We start from the raw sequence: 16,978 nt of genomic DNA, 5'->3' as shown, positions 1-16,978 counted from the left end.
CGTGCCGCCCGGGGAACCCCCGGACGGCGGCGGCAGAGGGAGGCGGGCCCCGGTGTCAGGCCACCGGGAAGGCGTAGAAGCTCCGGTCGCGCTGGACGACGACGGTCTTCCCCGCGGCGAGCACCCGGTACGGCGCGCTCACCGTCGCCCCCTTCGGGTCGGCGGACCCGATGTCCTGGAACTTCCACAGGCGTTCGCCGTCGGCCGCCGAGAACGCCGTGACCTGGACGGCGTCCGCGGCGATCAGGGTCTTCCCGCCGGCGCTCAGCGTGAGCGCCGGGGCGTTCCCGATGCCCGGGACCTCCGTGGAGCGGCGCCACACCAGGCGGCCGCTCTCGCGTTCCACCGCGCCGACCAGTTGGCTGCGTTCGGTGGTGTGGATCAGGGGGCCGGTGGTCAGCGGGGTGCCGAAGACCGAGCCCGAGCTGCCCTCGACGCGCCACAGGGGCTTCGAGGTGTCCGCCTCGAACGCCTCCAGGTCCGTGCCGACCGCCGCGTACAGCGTCCCCTCCTCGTCGCCCGCGGTCGCCGCTTCGGGGGTGGCCGCCCCGTACTGCTTGACCCACAGAAGCTTGCCGGTCTTCCGGTCGAACGAGCGGATCGAGCCCTTGCCCTTGCCCGCCTTGACCTCGGCCGGTGTCAGAGTCGCCGCGCTCTGCCGTACGAGGAGGTCGGCCGAGCGCTCCACGACCACCCGGTAGGCGGGTGTGCCCGGCGCCCGGCCCGCCGGGACGGGGGTCCGCCACAGCTCCTCGCGCCGCACGATGTCGTACGCGAGGAGGAACGCCTCGACGACCTGCTTGTCCTTCCCCTTCTTCTTGCCCTTCTTCGGCTTCGGGGCCTTCACGGTGACCGTGTGCGACGCGGTGAACCAGACGACCGGCCCCGAGCCGCCGGCCAGGGGGCCGACGGCGAGGCCCGGCAGGTCGGCGAAGGCTTCGGTGTACCGCACGCGGTGCACGACCTTGCCGTCCTCCGGCGCCAGCCACAGGAACTCGGTCGGGCTCGCCACGAAGACCAGGTCGGCCCCGTCCGCCGGGGCGATCTGCCCCTTCGCGGCGTCCGCGCGCTGCCACAGCCGCTTACCGGTCCGCAGGTCGACGGCGCTGGCCCGGCTCTCGCTGATCACCACGAGGAGCCTGTCCCGCCATACGGCGGTGGCGAGCGGGGCCGCCTCGGAGACCGGGTGCGCGTAGATCCAGCGCGGCTCGGGCGCCTGGCCGGGGAGCGTACGGCGGGGCTTCGGCGCGGGCTTGTCGTCGGTGGCCGCGGCGGTGTTCCCGGACCCCAGCGCGGCGACCGCGCCGCCGCCCACGACCAGCCCGCCGACCGCGGCCGCCGCGATCGTCAGCAGGGTCCGCCGGCGCGCGCCGGGATCGGGCACGGGGGCCGGGGCGGGCGGCAGCGGCAGGGAGACCATCGGGCCCCCGCCGGACGCCGCAGGCCCGCCCGGCCCGGCCGGAAGCGCGGCGGCCGGGTACGGAGCGGGCCCGCCGTGCGGCCGGCCGGGCCGCTGCGGGGCGGCGGGTGCGGCGTAGGGGTGCTCGGGCTGCCGAGGGGGATGCGGGCGGTCCGGCCGCGGTGCGGCGTCCGGGGCGGGCGCCGGGGGAGCGGTGAGCTCCCGGGGGAGGGCGAGCTGGGTCGTGGGCCGGTCGTGCCGGGGCGGGGCGTCCTTCGCGGGGCCCGCCTCCGGGGCCTCCAGGGCCAGCACCCCCGCCTCCTGGTCGGCGACCGCCGCCGCGAGACGGTCGGGGAGCCAACCGCCCCGTGCCAGACCGGCCGCGCCCTCCAGGGCCAGGCCGGCGGCGACCGTGCCGGCGGTCGGACGCTCGGCCGGGTCCTTCGCCAGGCAGCCCCCGATCAGTTCGCGCAACGCCTCCGGTACGGCGTCGAGTCCGGGCGCGTCCTCCGCGATCCGGCGGGCCGCCTCCTCGGCCGGGCCCTCCGTGAACGGGGTCGCCCCGGTCGCCGCGTACGCCAGCAGCAGCCCCAGGACGAACAGGTCGGAGGCGGTGGAGACCTCCTTGCCCTCGATCTGCTCGGGCGTCAGATAGCCCAGTCGCACCGACAGCTGGCCGCCCGGCCCGGCCTCCGCCGAGGCGGCCGCGCCCAACGGGCCGAACGCGGTGAGCCGGGGCCCGTCGGCGGCCAGCAGCACCGTGCCGGGGGCCAGCCCCTGGAGCGCGGTCCCGGTGGCGTGCACCCGGGAGAGGATTTCGGCGATGCCCGCGCCCAGGACCCGCACGGCCTTCTCGGGCAGCGGTCCGGCGATCCCGACCGCCTCGGCCAGCGGCAGCGCGGGGACGTAACCCGCCGCCGTCCACAGGGGTTCCCCACCGTCGCCGGACGCGCCGCCGGTGTCCAGGGGCGGGCTCACCCAGCCCCCGGCGAGGCGTTCGGCGGTGCGCGCCTCCGCCTGGAAGCGGCGGCTGAAGACCGGTACGGCGGCCAGTTCGGGGCGGGCGGCGGTGACGAGGGCGGTCTCGCCGGTCGTGGTGTCCCGGGCCACGTAACGTACGGCGCTCGCGCGTTCGTCGAAACGGGCCAGCGCGGTGAAGCGGCCGAAGCGGCGTGGATCGTCCTGACGCAGCGCCTCCATGGCGCACCCCCTTGTGACCGTTCTTCGGCGTCCGGATGGCCCGTCCCCCGGCGCCCGACCGCCGATCTTAGGGCCTGCGTCCCCGGCGCGGTCCGCGCCCGCCGCTCAGTCGCGGCCCGAAGGCCTGGTCCAGGGCCAGTTGAGGGTGCGGCGTTCGCGGCCCTCCGGGGCGTACTCGTACACCCAGCCGCGCTGGAGGCCGAGCCGCCTGGTGTAGCCGGCCGGGGCCCGCCGGTAGGCGTACACGGTGGCCGGCCCGCCGTCGGGGGAGGGCACCGGGACCTCGTACCACTTGGGCGGGTGGCCGGTCGGGCCCAGCAGGATCGGCAGGACCCGGCCGTCCAGGGGACCGCCGCGGAAAGGGGTGTTCTCGCTCTTCACCCGGTCAGTCTGACGCAGGGGCGGCGGGCAGCAGGTGAGCCGCCTCCACGACGATCGGAATCACCCGATCCGCGAGCTGTCCGGCCGGGCCGCCTGGCCGTTCCAGGGCCAGCAGGTCGCGTACCACCGTCGCGGTCTCCGGGTCGGTGGCCGCGGTCGCGGCGAGCAGGGCGATCAGATGGTCGACCAGCCAGCCGCGCAGCTCGGCCGCGGCCGGCCGCTTCCCGTCGTCGAGCCAGATCAGCGACGCCGCCTCGACGGCCGCGATCCAACTGCGCACCGTCATCCGCAGCCTCGGCCCGGCGGGCTCCTCCCCGGTCCCGCCCATCCGCCCGAGGTGGCGCAGGATCTCGTCCGCCGCCGCCCGCCTCACCCCGTCCACGATCGTCGTCGTCCGGGAGGTCTCCACGACGCTGCCGCCGCGCAGCAGGGCGCTGAACCCGGTGTCGTGCTCGTCGACGAAGCACAGATAGCGGTCGAGGACCCGGGCGACCCGCTCGGTCGGCGGCCCGGCCGGCGGTTCGGTGAAGCACTGCGTCAGCTCGTCGGCCGCCGAGCCCAGCGCGGCCTCGTACAACTGCTGGCGCCCGCCGGGGAAGTAGCGGTAGACGAGCGGCCGGGAGACCCCGGCCGCCACGGCCACCTCGTCGAGCGAGACCTCGTCGGGCGCCCGGTGGGCGAAGAGGCCGAGCGCGGCGAGGAGCAGTTGGGCGCGGCGCTCCTCGACGCTGAGCCTGCGGTACGTCGCCCGGGGCGGCGGGACTGCGGCGGTGGAGGTCATGCCTTCGACCCTAAGGCCCCCGGAGCCCGCGCCTGTCGGCAGCACGGGGTTCAGGCCAGCAGGCCGGAGGCCCGCCACAGCCGGCGGCTGGGCCCGTTCAGCATGCCGATGTCCTCGAAGAAGTCGGTGAGCCGCTTCGCGCCGGTCTGCATGATCTCGGTGCGGTGGCCACTGGCCCTCACCTGGGCGACGGCCTCGCGGCGGTCCAGGCCGACGTTCTCGTACACCTGCGGGTTCACGAAGCAGATCGAGAAGACGCGGGCCGCCTCGGCGCAGCTGAGCTTGGTGAGTTCCCGCTCCCACCGGGGGGCGGTCACCATCTGGCGGCGCAGCTCCTCCCGCGCGTACCGGACGTGCCGGGCCTCCTCGATCACGTGGATACGGGTCACCCCGCGCACCACCGTCTGCACCCGCTCGTCCGGGAAGATCAGGCGCTGCATCCAGTCGAGGATCTCCTCGCCGAGCAGGGTCGCGGCGAACGAGCCGGGGGTGGTGGAGACGGTCTTCAGCACCCGCGCCAGGTTGTGGTAGACGCGCGGCACCTGGTAGGCCGGGGCTCCGCTCCAGTCGACCACGCGGCCGAACATCATCGAGTGCCGGCATTCGTCGGCTATCTCGGTGAGCGCGTAGCGGACGTGGTTGCTGGTGATGGGCTTGTCGTAGACGTGCCGGACGAGCAGCTGCATGAGGATGATCTCGAACCAGACGCCCAGCGAGGTCAGCGCCGCCGCCTCGTGGCGGGAGAGGTCGAGGCGCTGCTCCTCGGACATGCGGTCCCACATCGGCGTCCCGTACAGCGACAGCAGCTCCGGCGGCCAGAACCACTTGCCCTCCTCGACCGCCGAGTCCCAGTCGATCTCGGTGTCGGGGTCGAAGGAGTGCTTGGCCGAGGACTCGAGCAGCCGCAGGGCGACCTGTTCGCGGTCGCGGAGCGGGCCGAGCGCGTCGCGGAGCAGGGTCACGTCGCGAGCGGTGACGGGCGGCGTCATGGTGGGAGCACCTCACACGGGGGATGGCCGGAGACGGGTGTTACCGGCGGTCACCCTTTATGAGACTGCCTGTCAGCAAGGCCGTCAATCCCTTGGACGCGACTCTGTGCGACTTGTTGACCCGGCGTCTACCAACGTGTGAACCTGCCGGGAGCAGAGGCTGACGCCTATTCAACTACCTGCTGCGTCACGGAAGTTGTCGATCACGTCGAGCTGTTCGAGGCGAAGGAGCCGTCCGTGTCCACCCATGACCTGTACACCAGCCCGCCCGCCGAGCCGATCTGGCAGGTCCCCGCCACCGGGGCCGCCCGCTTCAGCTGGGACTACGACGACGGACGCGAACGCCTGCTCGCCCTCTACCGGAAGGGCAAGGACAAGCAGTGGGACGGCGACAAGCGGATCGACTGGTCGTTGGAGGTCGACCCCGCCGACCCGCTCGGCACCCCCGACGAGGCGCTCACGCTGTACGGCACCCCGCACTGGGCGAAGATGACGGAGAAGGACAAGGCCGAGCTGCGCAAGCACTACACCTCCTGGCAGTTCAGCCAGTTCCTCCACGGCGAGCAGGGCGCGATGGTGTGCGCGGCGCGCATCGTGGAGTCCGTCCCCGACCTGGACGCCAAGTTCTACTCCGCCACCCAGGCCATGGACGAGGCCCGGCACGCCGAGATCTACGGGCGCTTCCTGCACGAGAAGATCGGCATGCTCTACCCGGTCAACGACAACCTCCAGGGGCTGCTGGGCGACACCCTGCGCGACTCCCGCTGGGACATGCCCTACCTCGGGATGCAGGTCCTCATCGAGGGCCTGGCGCTGGCCGCGTTCGGGATGATCCGCGACACCACGACCGAGCCGCTGCCCAAGCAGATCCTCGCGTACGTCATGCAGGACGAGGCCCGGCACGTCGCCTTCGGGCGCATGGCGCTGCGCGACTACTACCAGCAGCTGAGCGACGCCGAACTCCGGGAGCGCGAGGAGTTCGTCATCGAGGGCTGCTACCTGATGCGCGACCGGCTCAGCGGCGTCGAGGTCCTGGAGAACTTCGGCATCGGCAAACAGGAGGCACAGGACCTCTCGGAGCACTCCGAGTACCTCCAGCTCTTCCGCAAGCTGCTGTTCAGCCGGATCGTCCCCTGCGTCAAGGACATCGGCCTGTGGGGCCCGCGCCTCCAGCAGGCGTACGTCGACATGGGCGTCCTCGAACTCGGCGACTCCAACCTCGACCTGCTGATGTCCCAGGACGAGGAGATAGCCGAGGCGCTGGACCGCGAACGCTTCGCCGCCGAGGAGCGGGCCAGGGTGGCGGAGGTCGCGGCAGCCGTCGAGGAGGGAGCGGCCGACGCCGCCTGAGAGGCCGGCGGGGCGGCCCGCGGCCATCACCCGGACGACCTGGAGGCGGCGCTCCGACCCGATACCGATCCGGCCCGTGTCGCTTTCGGCCCGATACCGATCGGATCGCGTCGAAATTCCGTTCGCCCCCGTGTCGTACCGTGAGCCCATGACCACCCCGCCGCACCCGCCCCACCCGCCGCAGGGCCCGTACGGGCCGCAGGACCCGCAGCACCCCTACGGCCCGCCCGCGGCCGCGCCGGGGCCCGTCCCGCACCAGCAGCCCTACGGCTACCCGCAGCCGCCCCCGGCCCCGCCCCTGCAGGGTGCGTGGGGCGAGCCGGACCCGCGGGACGCGGGCGGCCGGCCGTCCCGGGGCACGCGCCCGCCGCGCGGGAAGCGGGTCGGTTTGATCGTCGGGATCGCGCTCGGCGCGATGGTGGTGGCGGGCGGCATCGTCTTCGGCGTCGCCCGGTTCGCCGACCGGGGCAGCGAAATCGTGTACCCGAAGGCCGAGTACCGGCTCGTCGTGCAGAAACAGCTCCTGGACGGCGAGTTCACCCTCGGCGACGACCTGTCGGAGACCGAGGGCAAGGAGATCGAGGAGACCCCCGACCTCAGCGTCCGGGACGCCGAGGCGGTCGTCGCCCACTACACCTCGGCCGACGGCGGGGCGCTGATCCTCTCGGGGATGTACGGGCGGCTGGCGAGCCCCGACCTGATGCGCGGCACGATCATGGAAGGCGCGGCGGGCGCCGAGGGCGGCAAGGTCGTCGTGCCCCCCGAGGAGTTCAGGCCGCGGGGGTACGGCATCGTGGTCGAGTGCCAGGTCGTGCAGTCGGACCAGCTCGGCACCCTCACCAACGTCCCCATGTGCGCCTGGGCCGACGGGAACACCGCCGCGCTGGTCGCACTGGTCCGCACGCGGGACGTGGGCAAGGACGCGAAGTCCATCGACCTGGCGGCGGCGGCCGAGGAGACGGCCCAGGTCCGCAAGGAGGCCCGCGAGCCGCTCGGCTGAGCCCGGCGGCCTCCCGCGCGCCGCCCCTGTGCGGTCACCCGCCCCCGGCGGCCGGCGGTCTCGGGGCGGCCGGCAGGGCGTCCTCCAGCGCGCGGGCGGCGGCGAGCAGCCGGACGTCCGCGCCGTGCGGAGCGACCACCTGGAGCCCCACCGGGCAGCCGTCCCCGGTGAAGCCGGCGGGCAGGCTCGCCGCCGGGTGCCCGCTCAGGTTGAACGCCCAGGTGAGCGCCGTGGAGTAGAGGTCCCCCGGACCCTCGTGGCCGTGCGGCCGGTTCGGGGTGGCCGGGGTCAGCAGCAGGGCCCCGCCGTCCAGCAGCGCCGCCAGCCGTTCGTCGTTCACCCGCCGCACCCGTACCGCCGCCGGGTCGTCCGGCGCCCCGCCCCGCACCGCCGTCCAGGCGCCCACCGGATCCAGCAGCCCGGCGTCCCGCTCCAGCAGGCGTACGGCCCCCGCCGCGACGAGCCGGTCCACCGCCGCCCGGACGACCGCCGCCACCTCCGGGTCCACCTCCGCGAACCCGAGGTCGTCGCTGTACACGACGGGCAGCGGACGCGGCACGGGCCCGGGAGCCGGGGCCGGCGGGAAGGGCGCCGGAGCAGGGGCCGCGGGCGGCCCGCCGTCCTCCAGCACATGGCGCAGCCACCGTTCCGCCCGTGCCGCCGACCCGGCCAGCACCCCCGCCGAGGCCAGCCCGGTCCGGTCGGGTGAGGGCAGCAGCCCGTTCGTCGTCTTCAGCCCGAACACCCCGCACCAGGCGGCCGGGATGCGGACCGAGCCGGCCCCGTCGCTGCCCGTCGCCAGCTCCGCCATGCCCGTCGCCACCGCGACCGCCGCCCCGGCCGACGAGCCGCCCGGCGTACGGTCCGCCCGCCACGGGTTGGCCGTACGGCCGTGCGCGCCCTGCCCCCAGGTCTGCCAGTACGTGCCCGGGCCGGGCACCGAGGTCGCGCCGACCGGGACACCGCCCGCCGCGATCAGCCGGCGGGCCGCGTACGACCGGATGCCGGAGGCGCCCTTCACCGCGAACGGCAGCCCGCCCAGGGGGAGTCGGAGCTCCACGGCCTTCCGCTCCCGGGCGAGCGCCTCCTGCGGCCACACCTCGATGAACGCGTGCAGCGCCGGGTCCAGCCGCTCGATCCGCTCCAGGGCCCGCGCCACCGCGGAGGTCGTCCGTGTCATGGCGCCAGTCTGCCCCGCCCCGCCCGCCGGGCCGCCCGGGGGCGCTCCTCAGCGGCCCGCGGCCCCGCCGCCGTCCCCGTTCCGGCGGTCGGCGTCCTTCTCCAGCGCCGCCTCCATCACGGCCCGCGCGATCGGGGCCGCGCTGCCGCCGCCGCTGATGTCGGCCCGGTCGGCGGAGGCGTCCTCCACGACCACCGCCACCGCCACGGCCGGGCGGCCGGAGCCGGGGGAGCGGGCCCAGGAGATGAACCAGGCGTAGGGCAGGCCGGAGTTGTCGACGCCGTGCTGGGCGGTGCCGGTCTTGCCGCCGACCGTCACCCCGTCGATCGCCGCGTTCGACCCGGTGCCGTTCTCCACCACCTCGACCATCATCCGCTGGAGCTGCACGGCCGTCGACGGGCTCATCGCCCATGATGACGCCCCGGCCCCCTCCTGCCGGACCGTGTCCCCGTCGTCGGTGGTCACCCGGTCCACCAGGTGCGGACGGCGCAGATCCCCGCCGTTGGCCACCGCCGAGGCGACCATCGCCATCTGGAGCGGCGTCGCCGTCGTGTTGAACTGCCCGATCGAGGACAGCGCGAGCTGGTCGTCGCTCATGTCCGTGTCGAAATTGCTCCTCGCCACCCCGGACGGGATGCGCAGCCCGGCGTCGTTGAAGCCGAACTTCTCCGCCGCCTCCACCATCCCCTCCAGCCCGACCTCCACGCCCAGGTGCGCCATGACGGTGTTGCAGGAGACCCGGACGGCGTCCGCCAGGGACGCCTCCTCGCAGCCCTTCGCCTCGTTGGGCAGCGTCGTCCGCGTCCCCGGCAGGACGTACGGCGACGGGGTGTCCGTGGGGGCGTCGGCGTCCGTCACCGTCCGCGTGTCCAGGGCGGCCGCCGCCGTCACGATCTTGAAGGTGGAGCCCGGCGGGTAGGTCTGCCGGATCGCCCGGTTGAGCATCGGCATGGTCGTGGACGCGTTCAGCCGGGCCCAGGCGTCGGTCACCGCCGACCCGGTCCCGGACAGCCGCTCGGGGTCGTACGACGGGGTCGAGACCAGCGCCAGGACCGCGCCCGTCGACGGGTCCAGGGCGGCGACCGCGCCCCGCCGCCCGCCCAGCCCCTCGTACGCGGCCTGCTGCATCGACGCCTCGACCGTGGTGGCGACGTCGCCGCCGGGCTGCCGGCTGCGGGTGAACTCGTTCCAGAAGGGCAGCGGCGCCAGCAGGGAGTCCGTCCCCGAGAGCACCCCGTCCTCGGCGTTCTCCAGCAGCGTGGTGCCGTACGTCTGCGAGGCGTATCCGGTCACCGGCGCGTACAGCGGGCCGTGGAGGTAGGTGCGCTCGAAGCTGAGCTGCTCGCCGGTCTCCTCGCTGCCGGTCACCGGCCGGCCGCCGACCAGGATGTCGCCGCGCGGCTGGTCGTAACGGGCGATCGTGCCGCGGCGGTTGGCCGGGTTGTCGTCCAGCTCGTCCGCCTCGAAGAGCTGGACGCGGGCCGCGTTGACGAGCAGCGCCACGAGCAGCAGCAGGCAGAAGGCGGCGGCCCGCCGGATGTGGCGGATCACCGGTCCCCCTCCCCGGCCGCCGCGACGGCCCCGGTCTCCGCCTGCTCCGGACGGGGGCGGCGCGCGAAGTCGCTGACCCGGATCAGCAGCGCGACGATGATCCAGTTGGTGACCACGGACGAGCCGCCCTGCGCCAGGAACGGCATCGCCATCCCGGTCAGCGGGATCAGCCCCATCACCCCGCCCGTGATCACGAACACCTGGAGCGCCAGGATCGACGCCAGGCCGATGGCCAGCAGCTGCCCGAACGGGTCGCGCAGCGCGAGCCCGGCCCGGTAGCCGCGTGCCACGAGCAGGGCGTACAGCAGGAGGAGTGCGGTCAGCCCCGCCAGCCCCAGCTCCTCGCCCGCCGTCGCCAGGATGAAGTCGGACTTGGCGGCGAAGCCGATGAGGATGGACCGGCCCGCCCCGAGCCCGGTCCCCAGCATCCCGCCCGCCGCGAAGGCGAACAGCGACTGGGCGAGCTGGCCCGGCCCCCGCCCCGCGTCGATCGAGGCGAACGGGTTTAGCCAGTCCTGCACCCGGCCGTGCACATGCGGTTCGAAGGAGCCGACGACGAACGCCCCGACGGCGGCCAGGAGGAGACCGACCGCGATCCAGCCGGTCCGGTCCGTCGCCACGTACAGCATGATGACGAACAGCCCGAAGAACAGCAGCGAGGTGCCGAGGTCGCGCTCCAGCACGAGCACCCCGACGCTCAGGAGCCAGATCGCCACGATCGGCCCGAGCACCCGGCCCGACGGCAGTTGCAGCTTCCACGCCCGGCGGCCGGTGTACGCGAGCGCGTTGCGGTTGGCGGCCAGGTAGGCGGCGAAGAACACCGCGAGCAGGATCTTGGCGAACTCGCCGGGCTGGAAGGAGAGCCCGCCGACCCGGATCCAGATCTTCGCCCCGTTCACCGCCGGGAAGAAGATCGGCACGGTCATGAGCACGAGCGCGGCGGCCACCGAGAGGTACGCGTACCGCTGGAGCACCCGGTGGTCGCGCAGCAGCACCACCACCGCCGTGAACAGCGCGACGCCGAGCGTGGACCAGACGAGCTGGGGGGCCGCCGCCTGGTCCCCCGGCGTCTCCAGGTCGAGCCGGTAGATCAGCACCAGCCCGACCCCGTTGAGCAGCACGGCGATCGGCAGCAGCAGCGGATCGGCGTACGGGGCCCGGAAGCGGACCGCGACGTGGGCGAGCAGCGCCAGCGCGCCGAGCCCGCCCCCGTATCCGGCGACGTCCGGCGGGACCGCCCCGTCGTGGGCCAGACCGACCGCCGCGTAGCCGAAGACGGAGATCAGCACGGCCCCGACGAGGAGGGCCAGCTCCACCCCGCGCCGCCGGGGCAGGCGTAGCTCGGGCGGGGGAGCGTCCGCCGTCGTTGCGGTCATGCCCCGCAACGTAGCAAGAGGTGCACGGTATTTCCCTTATGTCGCCTCTTGCTCATGTCAGATGCCTTCCCCCGCGCACACGCGCCCGCCCGCGGAGCGCTCGGCGGGGGGCCGGGCTCCACGGGCGGGCGGTGTGCGGGAGGTGCGGGCGACGCGGGGTCAGCACCACTGCGGGGCGGCGCCGATGTTCTCGATGTAGCGCGCCGAACCCCAGGCCCACGTGCCGTCGCTCAGCAGGTACCAGCGGTTGTTGCCGTCGACGTTGTCGCCCGTGGTCTTGCAGAAGATGCTGACGACCGTGCCGTAGTCGACCGAGCCGACGATGCGGCTGCTGCGGGTCGGCTTGTCGCGGAGCAGCAGGTACGGCTTGGCGATGACCCGTCCCTTGTAGGCCTGGTTGGAGGCCTTGGGCTGGGCCTTGCCCTGCTGCCTCGCCTCCTCGCGGGCCTCCTTCTGCTGCGCCTCGTGCTCACGCTGCATCGCCGAGGCGGACAGCTCGTCGGAGGTCGGGTCCGGAGCGGACGCCTCCGCGCGCTGGCCGACGGGGCCGGGGTCGGCCGCCATCGCGGCGGGTGCGGCGGCGGTCAGCGCCGCCAGGGCGCCGGTGGCGACGCAGAGACCGAGCCGGCGGAGCCGCGAGGGGCGGGACAGGGGGGACATGCTGCCTCCATGCGATGAGGAGAGGGACCGTGGGGGGTGACGAGCGGGGCTCGTGATCGTCACGCTAGGTTCGGCACCCACGGTCCGCAACGCGTCACGGTGCGTCAGGAGTACCCCGCGTTGGGCCGTCCGGGTCGTTCTCGTCCGCCGGGCCCCTCCGGACGCCGGGATTCCCGCCGGATCCGCCGTCGTCGGACCCCCCGTACTCCGGCAGGGTCAACCGGGCGAGCGCCCCGCCGTCCGGGGCGACGGCGAACTCCAGCCGGGCGCCGATGACCTCGGCCTGGCCGAGGGCGATGGTCAGGCCGAGGCCGTGCCCCTTCCCCGCCCCGTCCGTACGGAACCGCTGCGGCCCGTCCCGCAGCAGATACGCCGGGAAACCGGGGCCGTGGTCCCGTACGGAGACCACCGGACCGTCCACCTCCACCACCACGGGAGGCGCCCCGTGCCGGTGGGCGTTGGCGACCAGGTTGCCGATCACCCGCTCCAGCCGCCGCCGGTCGGTCTCGACCCGGGCCGCGCCGCGCACCCGCACCTCGGTCCGTGTGCCCGACGCCCGGACCACCCGCTCCGCCACCGGCGCGAGATCGTGCACGGCGAGGTCGACCCGCTCGGTACGCGCGTCGAGACGGGAGATCTCCAACAGGTCCTCCGTCAGCGCCCGCAGGGCCTGGACCCGGTCGCGCACCAGCTCCGCCGGGCGGCTCGGCGGCAGCAGTTCGGCGGCGGCCGTCAGGCCGGTCAGCGGGGTGCGCAACTCGTGGGCCACGTCGGCGGTGAACCGCTGCTCGGTCTGGAGCTTGCGCTGGAGGGTCGAGGCCATGGCGTCGAGCGCGCCCGCCACGATCGCCACCTCGTCCTGGGCCCGGACCGGACGCGCCGTCCGGGGGTCGGCCACCCGGGCGTCGAGGTCGCCCGCGCCGATCCGGCGGGCCACCCGGGCGCTCTGGTGGAGTCTGCGGGTCACCCGGCCCACCGCGAACAACCCGACGAGCAGGGTGGCGGCGATGGCCAGCAGCGAGGAGCCGATGATGGCCCGGTCGAGGCCGCCGATGGTGCGGGCGCTGTGGCTGTAGTCCGTCCAGGCCGCCAGCGCCCGCCCGTCCGCCGGACCCGCCGCCCACATCGCGGGCCCCCGCCGCCCGTCCCGCGGACGCGGCCCGTCCGCGACGACGGTGCCCCGCTCGCCGCCCGCCGCCACCTCGCGCAGCGAGCCGGGCAGGCCCGGCGGATCGATGCCGGACCCCGGGGGCAGCGGCTCCCCGGCCTCGTACGCCTCGGTGACCGCCTCCAGCTTGTCCAGCGTCTTCTCGCGGGCCTGTTCGACCACCTGCCGGGTGACCGCCGTGTGCACCAGGAAGCCGAGCAGGGCGGCCAGGGTGCAGCACATGGCGGTCAGGAAGACCGCCGACTTCCAGGTGAGGCTCGCGGTCCAGGAGGGCGCACGGAACCGGCGCCGCCTCACCGGGGCCCCCGGGAGGGAGAGGCGGTCGCGGTGGGCGCGGACGGCGACTCCGAGGACGGCGTGCGCCTCGGCTCCGGGGCCCTGCGGTGCTCGGGCGTCCGCAGGATCTCGTCCCGGGAGGGCAGCATCGCGCGCTGCCGGTCGTCCCAGGACCACGCGGTGCGGTACTCGTACCCCGGGATCACCGAGGGAGCCCGCATGATCACGTCCCGGCCCGCCAGCTGCACGCTGATCACGGCGTCGTGGGTGGACATGATCCGGATCAGCCGGCCGCCGTCCGGCATGTAGACGCGGACGGCGAGCTGCCGCCCGGGCATCCGGATGCCGAGCACCAGTTCGTCCCGGCCGTCGCCGGTCAGATCGCGGTAGTACGGAGGGAGGACCGGGCACGCGTCCGGCGCCGTCCGGCACGCCTGGATCCCGCGGACCGTGGCGTCCGGCAGCTCGCCCAGGCCGCTGTCCCGGTCCGTCGTCGCCCCGAGCTCCTTCTGCGCCACGGTCACCGGGTCCAGCCGCCGCACATCGCCGCCGGTCACCCGGACCCCGGGGATGCGGGCCGTCTCGCCCTCGCCGTAGTCGTACGGGGCGGCGGAGGCGGGCGGGAGGCCGGGCCACAGGGCCTGGGGCTCGACGGCCGACGGAGCCTGCCCCGCGCTCCTCAGCTCCCCGGCCGCGCCGCAGCCGGTCAGCAGGGCGAGCGCGGCGACGGCGCACACGGCGGTACGGCTCGCCGCCGGGACGCGGTGGGGGCGCACGGCTCGTCTCCTCGTCTCCTCTACGACGACAGCGGTCTCACACCCTAAAGGGGACGATCGCGAACCATGCGGACTCCACGCTCCGGGGGGCGTCGGCGGCCGGGGCGGCCGTCACCGGCGGAAGGGCCGCCGGATCAGCGCTGGTACGGGTTCTGGCCGGGCGGCGTGAAGCCGGGCTGCTGCGGGGCCTGCCCGTAGGCGGTTCCGTCCTGCCCGGCCGCGGCCTGGGCGAGCAGCCGGTCGGCCTCCTCCTTCGGTATCCGCCGCTCCCCGCCGCAGAACGTGCACTGGGTGGCGTACTTCGTCGAGAACGGGAACAGCGGCACGAAGAACAGCGTGAACTTCGTGACCCGCTTGCGCAGGGTGTGCGCCGCCGGATTGCCGCACCAGCCGCACACCATCGTCAGGACGGCCAGTTGGTGGAGATAGCCCTTGGTACCGAAGATGATCATGTCGTGGTCCCTTTCCCCGCCCCCCGAAGTGCCCGTCGGCACAGCGCCAGGAGCTTCTCGTCCTCATGGATGTCATGACTGCCGTACCCGCCGTCCATCGCGTTGTGACGGCGCACGGAGGCGAGTTCGCTCCGCAGGACGGGCGCCGCCGCGGCCCCTTCCGGGACCGGTCCCATCCCTACCAGGCATTCTGCCACCCGGACCCGGACATGGCGGCTGCGCTCCCAGTCGGCCAGCAGCGCCTCGACGGCCTCCCCGGCCCGGCCCGTCACCTGCCACAAGGCGATCGCCGCGTCCACCCGCAGCCACAGCTCCTCGTGCGCCAGCAGAGCGCGCAGCCGGGGCGCGACCACCGCGGCGCGCGGGCCGAGCGTCCCCAGGGCCACCGCCGCCGCCCGCCGGTCGTGCACCTGGTCCGACTGGAGGCCCTCGATCAGGACCGGCAGCACCGCCTCGGCGTCCCCGGCGATCGCCCACAGAGCCTCGGCGGCCTCCGTCGCGGACGCCGTCCCCGGGCGGCGCAGCAGCACCCGCAGCTCCGGAACGGCCTCCCGGGCGGCGGGCCCGAACGAACCCAGCGCCCGCAGCGCCGCCGTCCGCAGCCACTCGCCCCGGTACTCCGGGGCCCCGCGCAGCACCCGTAGCACCTCGGGGGCCGCCTCGCCCGCCCGCAGCCCGGTCAGCCCGGCCAGCAGCGGGCTCGCCCGGTCGTAGGCGCCCTCGTCCAGCTCCACCTCCGCGAGCCGCCGCCGCAGCACCCCGGCGAGCGGCCGGGCCGCCGCCCCGAGGTGGACCACCGCGGCCCCCACGTCGTGCGGCACGCGCGGCAGCTCCAGCGCCGCCGTGAGCGCGGGCAGCGCACGGGCGTCGCCGAGCCGGGCCAGCGCCTTGACGGTGGAGCCGAGGCCCGGCGGGCCGCTGGCCCACGTCCTCACCCACCCCTCGGGGCCGGCGGCCAGCCGGGCGGCCAGGGCGTCGGCGGCGGGGGCGGCGAGGGAGAACAGCTCCTCCAGGACATGCGACGCCGCCTCGGCCAGCCGGGGATCGGGGTCGGCCAACTGCTCCCCGACGAGCGCCACCAGCTCCTCGTAGGAGCCGCGCCAGGCCCGTATCAGCCCGCCGCTCATCCGGACGGCGTCGATCCGCTGGCGGCGGTCGGGGCTGCGCAACTGATCGGCGAGGAGCGCGGTGCGGTCGGCCACCCGGTCGTCCAGGCCCACGTGCAGGGTGCGCAGCAGGTCCGCGGCCCAGGGGGCGCCGCTCCCGGCGTTCTCCTGCGCGGACAGGGCCCGCACCTGCCCCACGAGCGTCGGAGCGGCGACCTGCTCGCCCCGGCACGCCACCGGTTCCGGGTCCGCCGCGGCGGCGTCGGCCGGTTCGGCGGCGACCGCGTCGGCGTCCGCCGGCTCGGCGTCCGCCCCCTGCGGCGGCTCCGCGTCGACCGACTCCGCGCCCGGAGCCCCGTCGTCCGGCGCCTCGGCCTCCTCCGCTCGCGCGCCCCGGCCCCCGCCGGAGGCCGTCCCGGCGGCCCCGGCCCGCTCGGCGTCCTGCCCGGGGACGGCTTCCCCGTGCGGCGCGGCGCGCATCTCGCGCAGCAGCCCCGAGACCACCGGCACCACGTCACCGGGCAGCCCGTCGGGCGAACAGCGCGCCAGCTGCGCCAGGGCCGCGAGCCGCAGCCCCGGCGAATCAGCCCGCTCCGCCAGACGGCCCAGCCACTGCCCGACCCGCTCCGCCAGCGGCCGGTGCCGCAGGGCGACCCGCCCGGCCGCCTCCACGAGGGCGAGCCGTACCTCCTCGGCGGGCTCCACCTGCAGCCGTTCCCGCAGCAGCGCGAGCACCCGTACGGGATGCCGGTGCAGCGTGGCGAGCGCCAGCGGGGCCGCGAGCCGCACCCCGGGGTCCTCGTCGGCGACCAGCTCGAAGAACACGTCCGCGCCCGCGGTGACCGCCGCCGCGGCCATCGCGTAGTTCGCGGCGCCCTCGATCTCGTCCTCGTCGATCTCCGCCTCGTCGTCCTCGTCGAGGTCGAAGCCGCCGATGCTGGTGAGCAGTTCCACCACGCTGCCCCGGTCCTGCACCCCCGGGTCCACGACCAGCTCGAACAGGTACGGGATGCACGCGAGCGTGCACGCGTACACGTCGCCCTGGTGGTGGACCGCGCCGTACATGCCGTCGAGCGCCGCCTCCCGTTCCGCCGGGTCGTCGGACGCCAGCCCGCGCAGCAGGTGGGGCACGTCGTCAGCAGGCCCGTAGGCATGCTCCATCGACGCCCAGTCGACCTCGTCGATCCCCGAGAACACGCCATCCCCTCCCCGCGATCACGGCAGCGCCCGGACCGGCACGCCCCGTGGCGGCGTCCTGTCCGTCGCACCCCTCCCGGCGCCCTGGAGAAAGCGCCTGCGCAGAGTGTGCACCACCGGTCCGACAATCCACCCG

At 75.1% G+C, this 16,978-nt stretch carries 14 protein-coding genes; 2 read left to right on the top strand and 12 right to left on the bottom strand.

Annotated features, from left to right (window positions below):
• Nucleotides 1-55 precede the first annotated feature (55 nt).
• The 4 genes from AMK24_RS00750 to AMK24_RS00735 all read right to left on the bottom strand — a co-directional run bounded on the left by AMK24_RS00750 (nucleotide 56) and on the right by AMK24_RS00735 (nucleotide 4,750).
• Entirely contained in the window at nucleotides 56-2,599 is a 2,544-nt protein-coding gene (locus AMK24_RS00750) for an outer membrane protein assembly factor BamB family protein (RefSeq protein WP_073763875.1), read from the bottom strand.
• 105 nt (nucleotides 2,600-2,704) lie between these two features.
• Nucleotides 2,705-2,980 carry a hypothetical protein gene (locus AMK24_RS00745; RefSeq protein ID WP_073763873.1) on the bottom strand — a complete coding sequence of 92 codons (276 nt, stop codon included), beginning with the start codon at nucleotides 2,978-2,980 and terminating at the stop codon, nucleotides 2,705-2,707.
• 4 nt (nucleotides 2,981-2,984) lie between these two features.
• On the bottom strand, nucleotides 2,985-3,761 hold the full coding sequence (locus AMK24_RS00740) for a TetR/AcrR family transcriptional regulator (RefSeq protein WP_073763871.1): 777 nt from the start codon (nucleotides 3,759-3,761) through the stop codon (nucleotides 2,985-2,987).
• 50 nt (nucleotides 3,762-3,811) lie between these two features.
• Entirely contained in the window at nucleotides 3,812-4,750 is a 939-nt protein-coding gene (locus AMK24_RS00735) for an AurF N-oxygenase family protein (protein ID WP_073763869.1), read from the bottom strand.
• Nucleotides 4,751-4,987: 237 nt separating this feature from the next.
• On the opposite strand from AMK24_RS00735, the gene AMK24_RS00730 reads away from it, so the two are divergent.
• Together AMK24_RS00730 and AMK24_RS00725 are read left to right on the top strand one after the other, a co-directional pair.
• Nucleotides 4,988-6,100, top strand: a complete 1,113-nt coding sequence (locus AMK24_RS00730; RefSeq protein ID WP_073763867.1) for a ferritin-like domain-containing protein — start codon at nucleotides 4,988-4,990, stop codon at nucleotides 6,098-6,100.
• 148 nt (nucleotides 6,101-6,248) lie between these two features.
• Entirely contained in the window at nucleotides 6,249-7,100 is an 852-nt protein-coding gene (locus AMK24_RS00725) for a hypothetical protein (RefSeq protein WP_073763865.1), read from the top strand.
• A 34-nt stretch (nucleotides 7,101-7,134) separates the two neighbouring features.
• On the opposite strand, the gene AMK24_RS00720 is transcribed toward AMK24_RS00725, so the two are convergent.
• From AMK24_RS00720 to AMK24_RS00685, 8 genes are all read right to left on the bottom strand, one after another.
• Complete coding sequence (locus tag AMK24_RS00720) at nucleotides 7,135-8,280, bottom strand: amidase family protein (protein WP_073763863.1); 1,146 nt, start codon at nucleotides 8,278-8,280, stop codon at nucleotides 7,135-7,137.
• A 48-nt stretch (nucleotides 8,281-8,328) separates the two neighbouring features.
• A complete protein-coding gene (locus AMK24_RS00715) occupies nucleotides 8,329-9,831 on the bottom strand; it encodes a penicillin-binding transpeptidase domain-containing protein (protein WP_073763861.1) in 1,503 nt (500 codons plus the stop codon).
• On the bottom strand, nucleotides 9,828-11,207 hold the full coding sequence (locus tag AMK24_RS00710; RefSeq protein ID WP_073763859.1) for an FtsW/RodA/SpoVE family cell cycle protein: 1,380 nt from the start codon (nucleotides 11,205-11,207) through the stop codon (nucleotides 9,828-9,830). The genes AMK24_RS00715 and AMK24_RS00710 overlap by 4 nt, the downstream gene beginning before the upstream one ends.
• Before the next feature lie 159 nt (nucleotides 11,208-11,366).
• Nucleotides 11,367-11,867, bottom strand: a complete 501-nt coding sequence (locus AMK24_RS00705) for an SH3 domain-containing protein (protein WP_073763857.1) — start codon at nucleotides 11,865-11,867, stop codon at nucleotides 11,367-11,369.
• Nucleotides 11,868-11,961: 94 nt separating this feature from the next.
• Entirely contained in the window at nucleotides 11,962-13,332 is a 1,371-nt protein-coding gene (locus AMK24_RS00700; RefSeq protein ID WP_073763854.1) for a sensor histidine kinase, read from the bottom strand.
• The gene (locus tag AMK24_RS00695) at nucleotides 13,329-14,087 is read right to left on the bottom strand and encodes a hypothetical protein (protein ID WP_073763852.1); all 759 of its coding nucleotides are present in this window, start codon (nucleotides 14,085-14,087) and stop codon (nucleotides 13,329-13,331) included. Before AMK24_RS00695 ends, AMK24_RS00700 begins: the two co-directional genes overlap by 4 nt.
• A gap of 134 nt (nucleotides 14,088-14,221) precedes the next feature.
• Nucleotides 14,222-14,539, bottom strand: coding sequence for a zinc-ribbon domain-containing protein (locus tag AMK24_RS00690; RefSeq protein ID WP_073763850.1), 318 nt, complete (start codon nucleotides 14,537-14,539; stop codon nucleotides 14,222-14,224).
• Entirely contained in the window at nucleotides 14,536-16,842 is a 2,307-nt protein-coding gene (locus tag AMK24_RS00685; protein ID WP_073763848.1) for a HEAT repeat domain-containing protein, read from the bottom strand. Before AMK24_RS00685 ends, AMK24_RS00690 begins: the two co-directional genes overlap by 4 nt.
• Nucleotides 16,843-16,978 lie beyond the last annotated feature (136 nt).

Origin of the sequence: Streptomyces sp. CB02366 (genome assembly GCF_001905905.1) — a bacterium.
Lineage (GTDB): Bacteria > Actinomycetota > Actinomycetes > Streptomycetales > Streptomycetaceae > Streptomyces.
Note: the sequence above shows the minus strand (reverse complement) of the source record. Positions and strands in the feature narration are given on the sequence as shown.

Coding starts and splice junctions, on each gene's coding strand:
- AMK24_RS00720 (WP_073763863.1), bottom strand. CDS start 8,280: ATGACACGGACGACCTCCGCGGTGGCGCGGGCCCTGGAGCGGATCGAG.
- AMK24_RS00725 (WP_073763865.1), top strand. CDS start 6,249: ATGACCACCCCGCCGCACCCGCCCCACCCGCCGCAGGGCCCGTACGGG.
- AMK24_RS00750 (WP_073763875.1), bottom strand. CDS start 2,599: ATGGAGGCGCTGCGTCAGGACGATCCACGCCGCTTCGGCCGCTTCACC.
- AMK24_RS00710 (WP_073763859.1), bottom strand. CDS start 11,207: ATGACCGCAACGACGGCGGACGCTCCCCCGCCCGAGCTACGCCTGCCC.
- AMK24_RS00735 (WP_073763869.1), bottom strand. CDS start 4,750: ATGACGCCGCCCGTCACCGCTCGCGACGTGACCCTGCTCCGCGACGCG.
- AMK24_RS00705 (WP_073763857.1), bottom strand. CDS start 11,867: ATGTCCCCCCTGTCCCGCCCCTCGCGGCTCCGCCGGCTCGGTCTCTGC.
- AMK24_RS00740 (WP_073763871.1), bottom strand. CDS start 3,761: ATGACCTCCACCGCCGCAGTCCCGCCGCCCCGGGCGACGTACCGCAGG.
- AMK24_RS00690 (WP_073763850.1), bottom strand. CDS start 14,539: ATGATCATCTTCGGTACCAAGGGCTATCTCCACCAACTGGCCGTCCTG.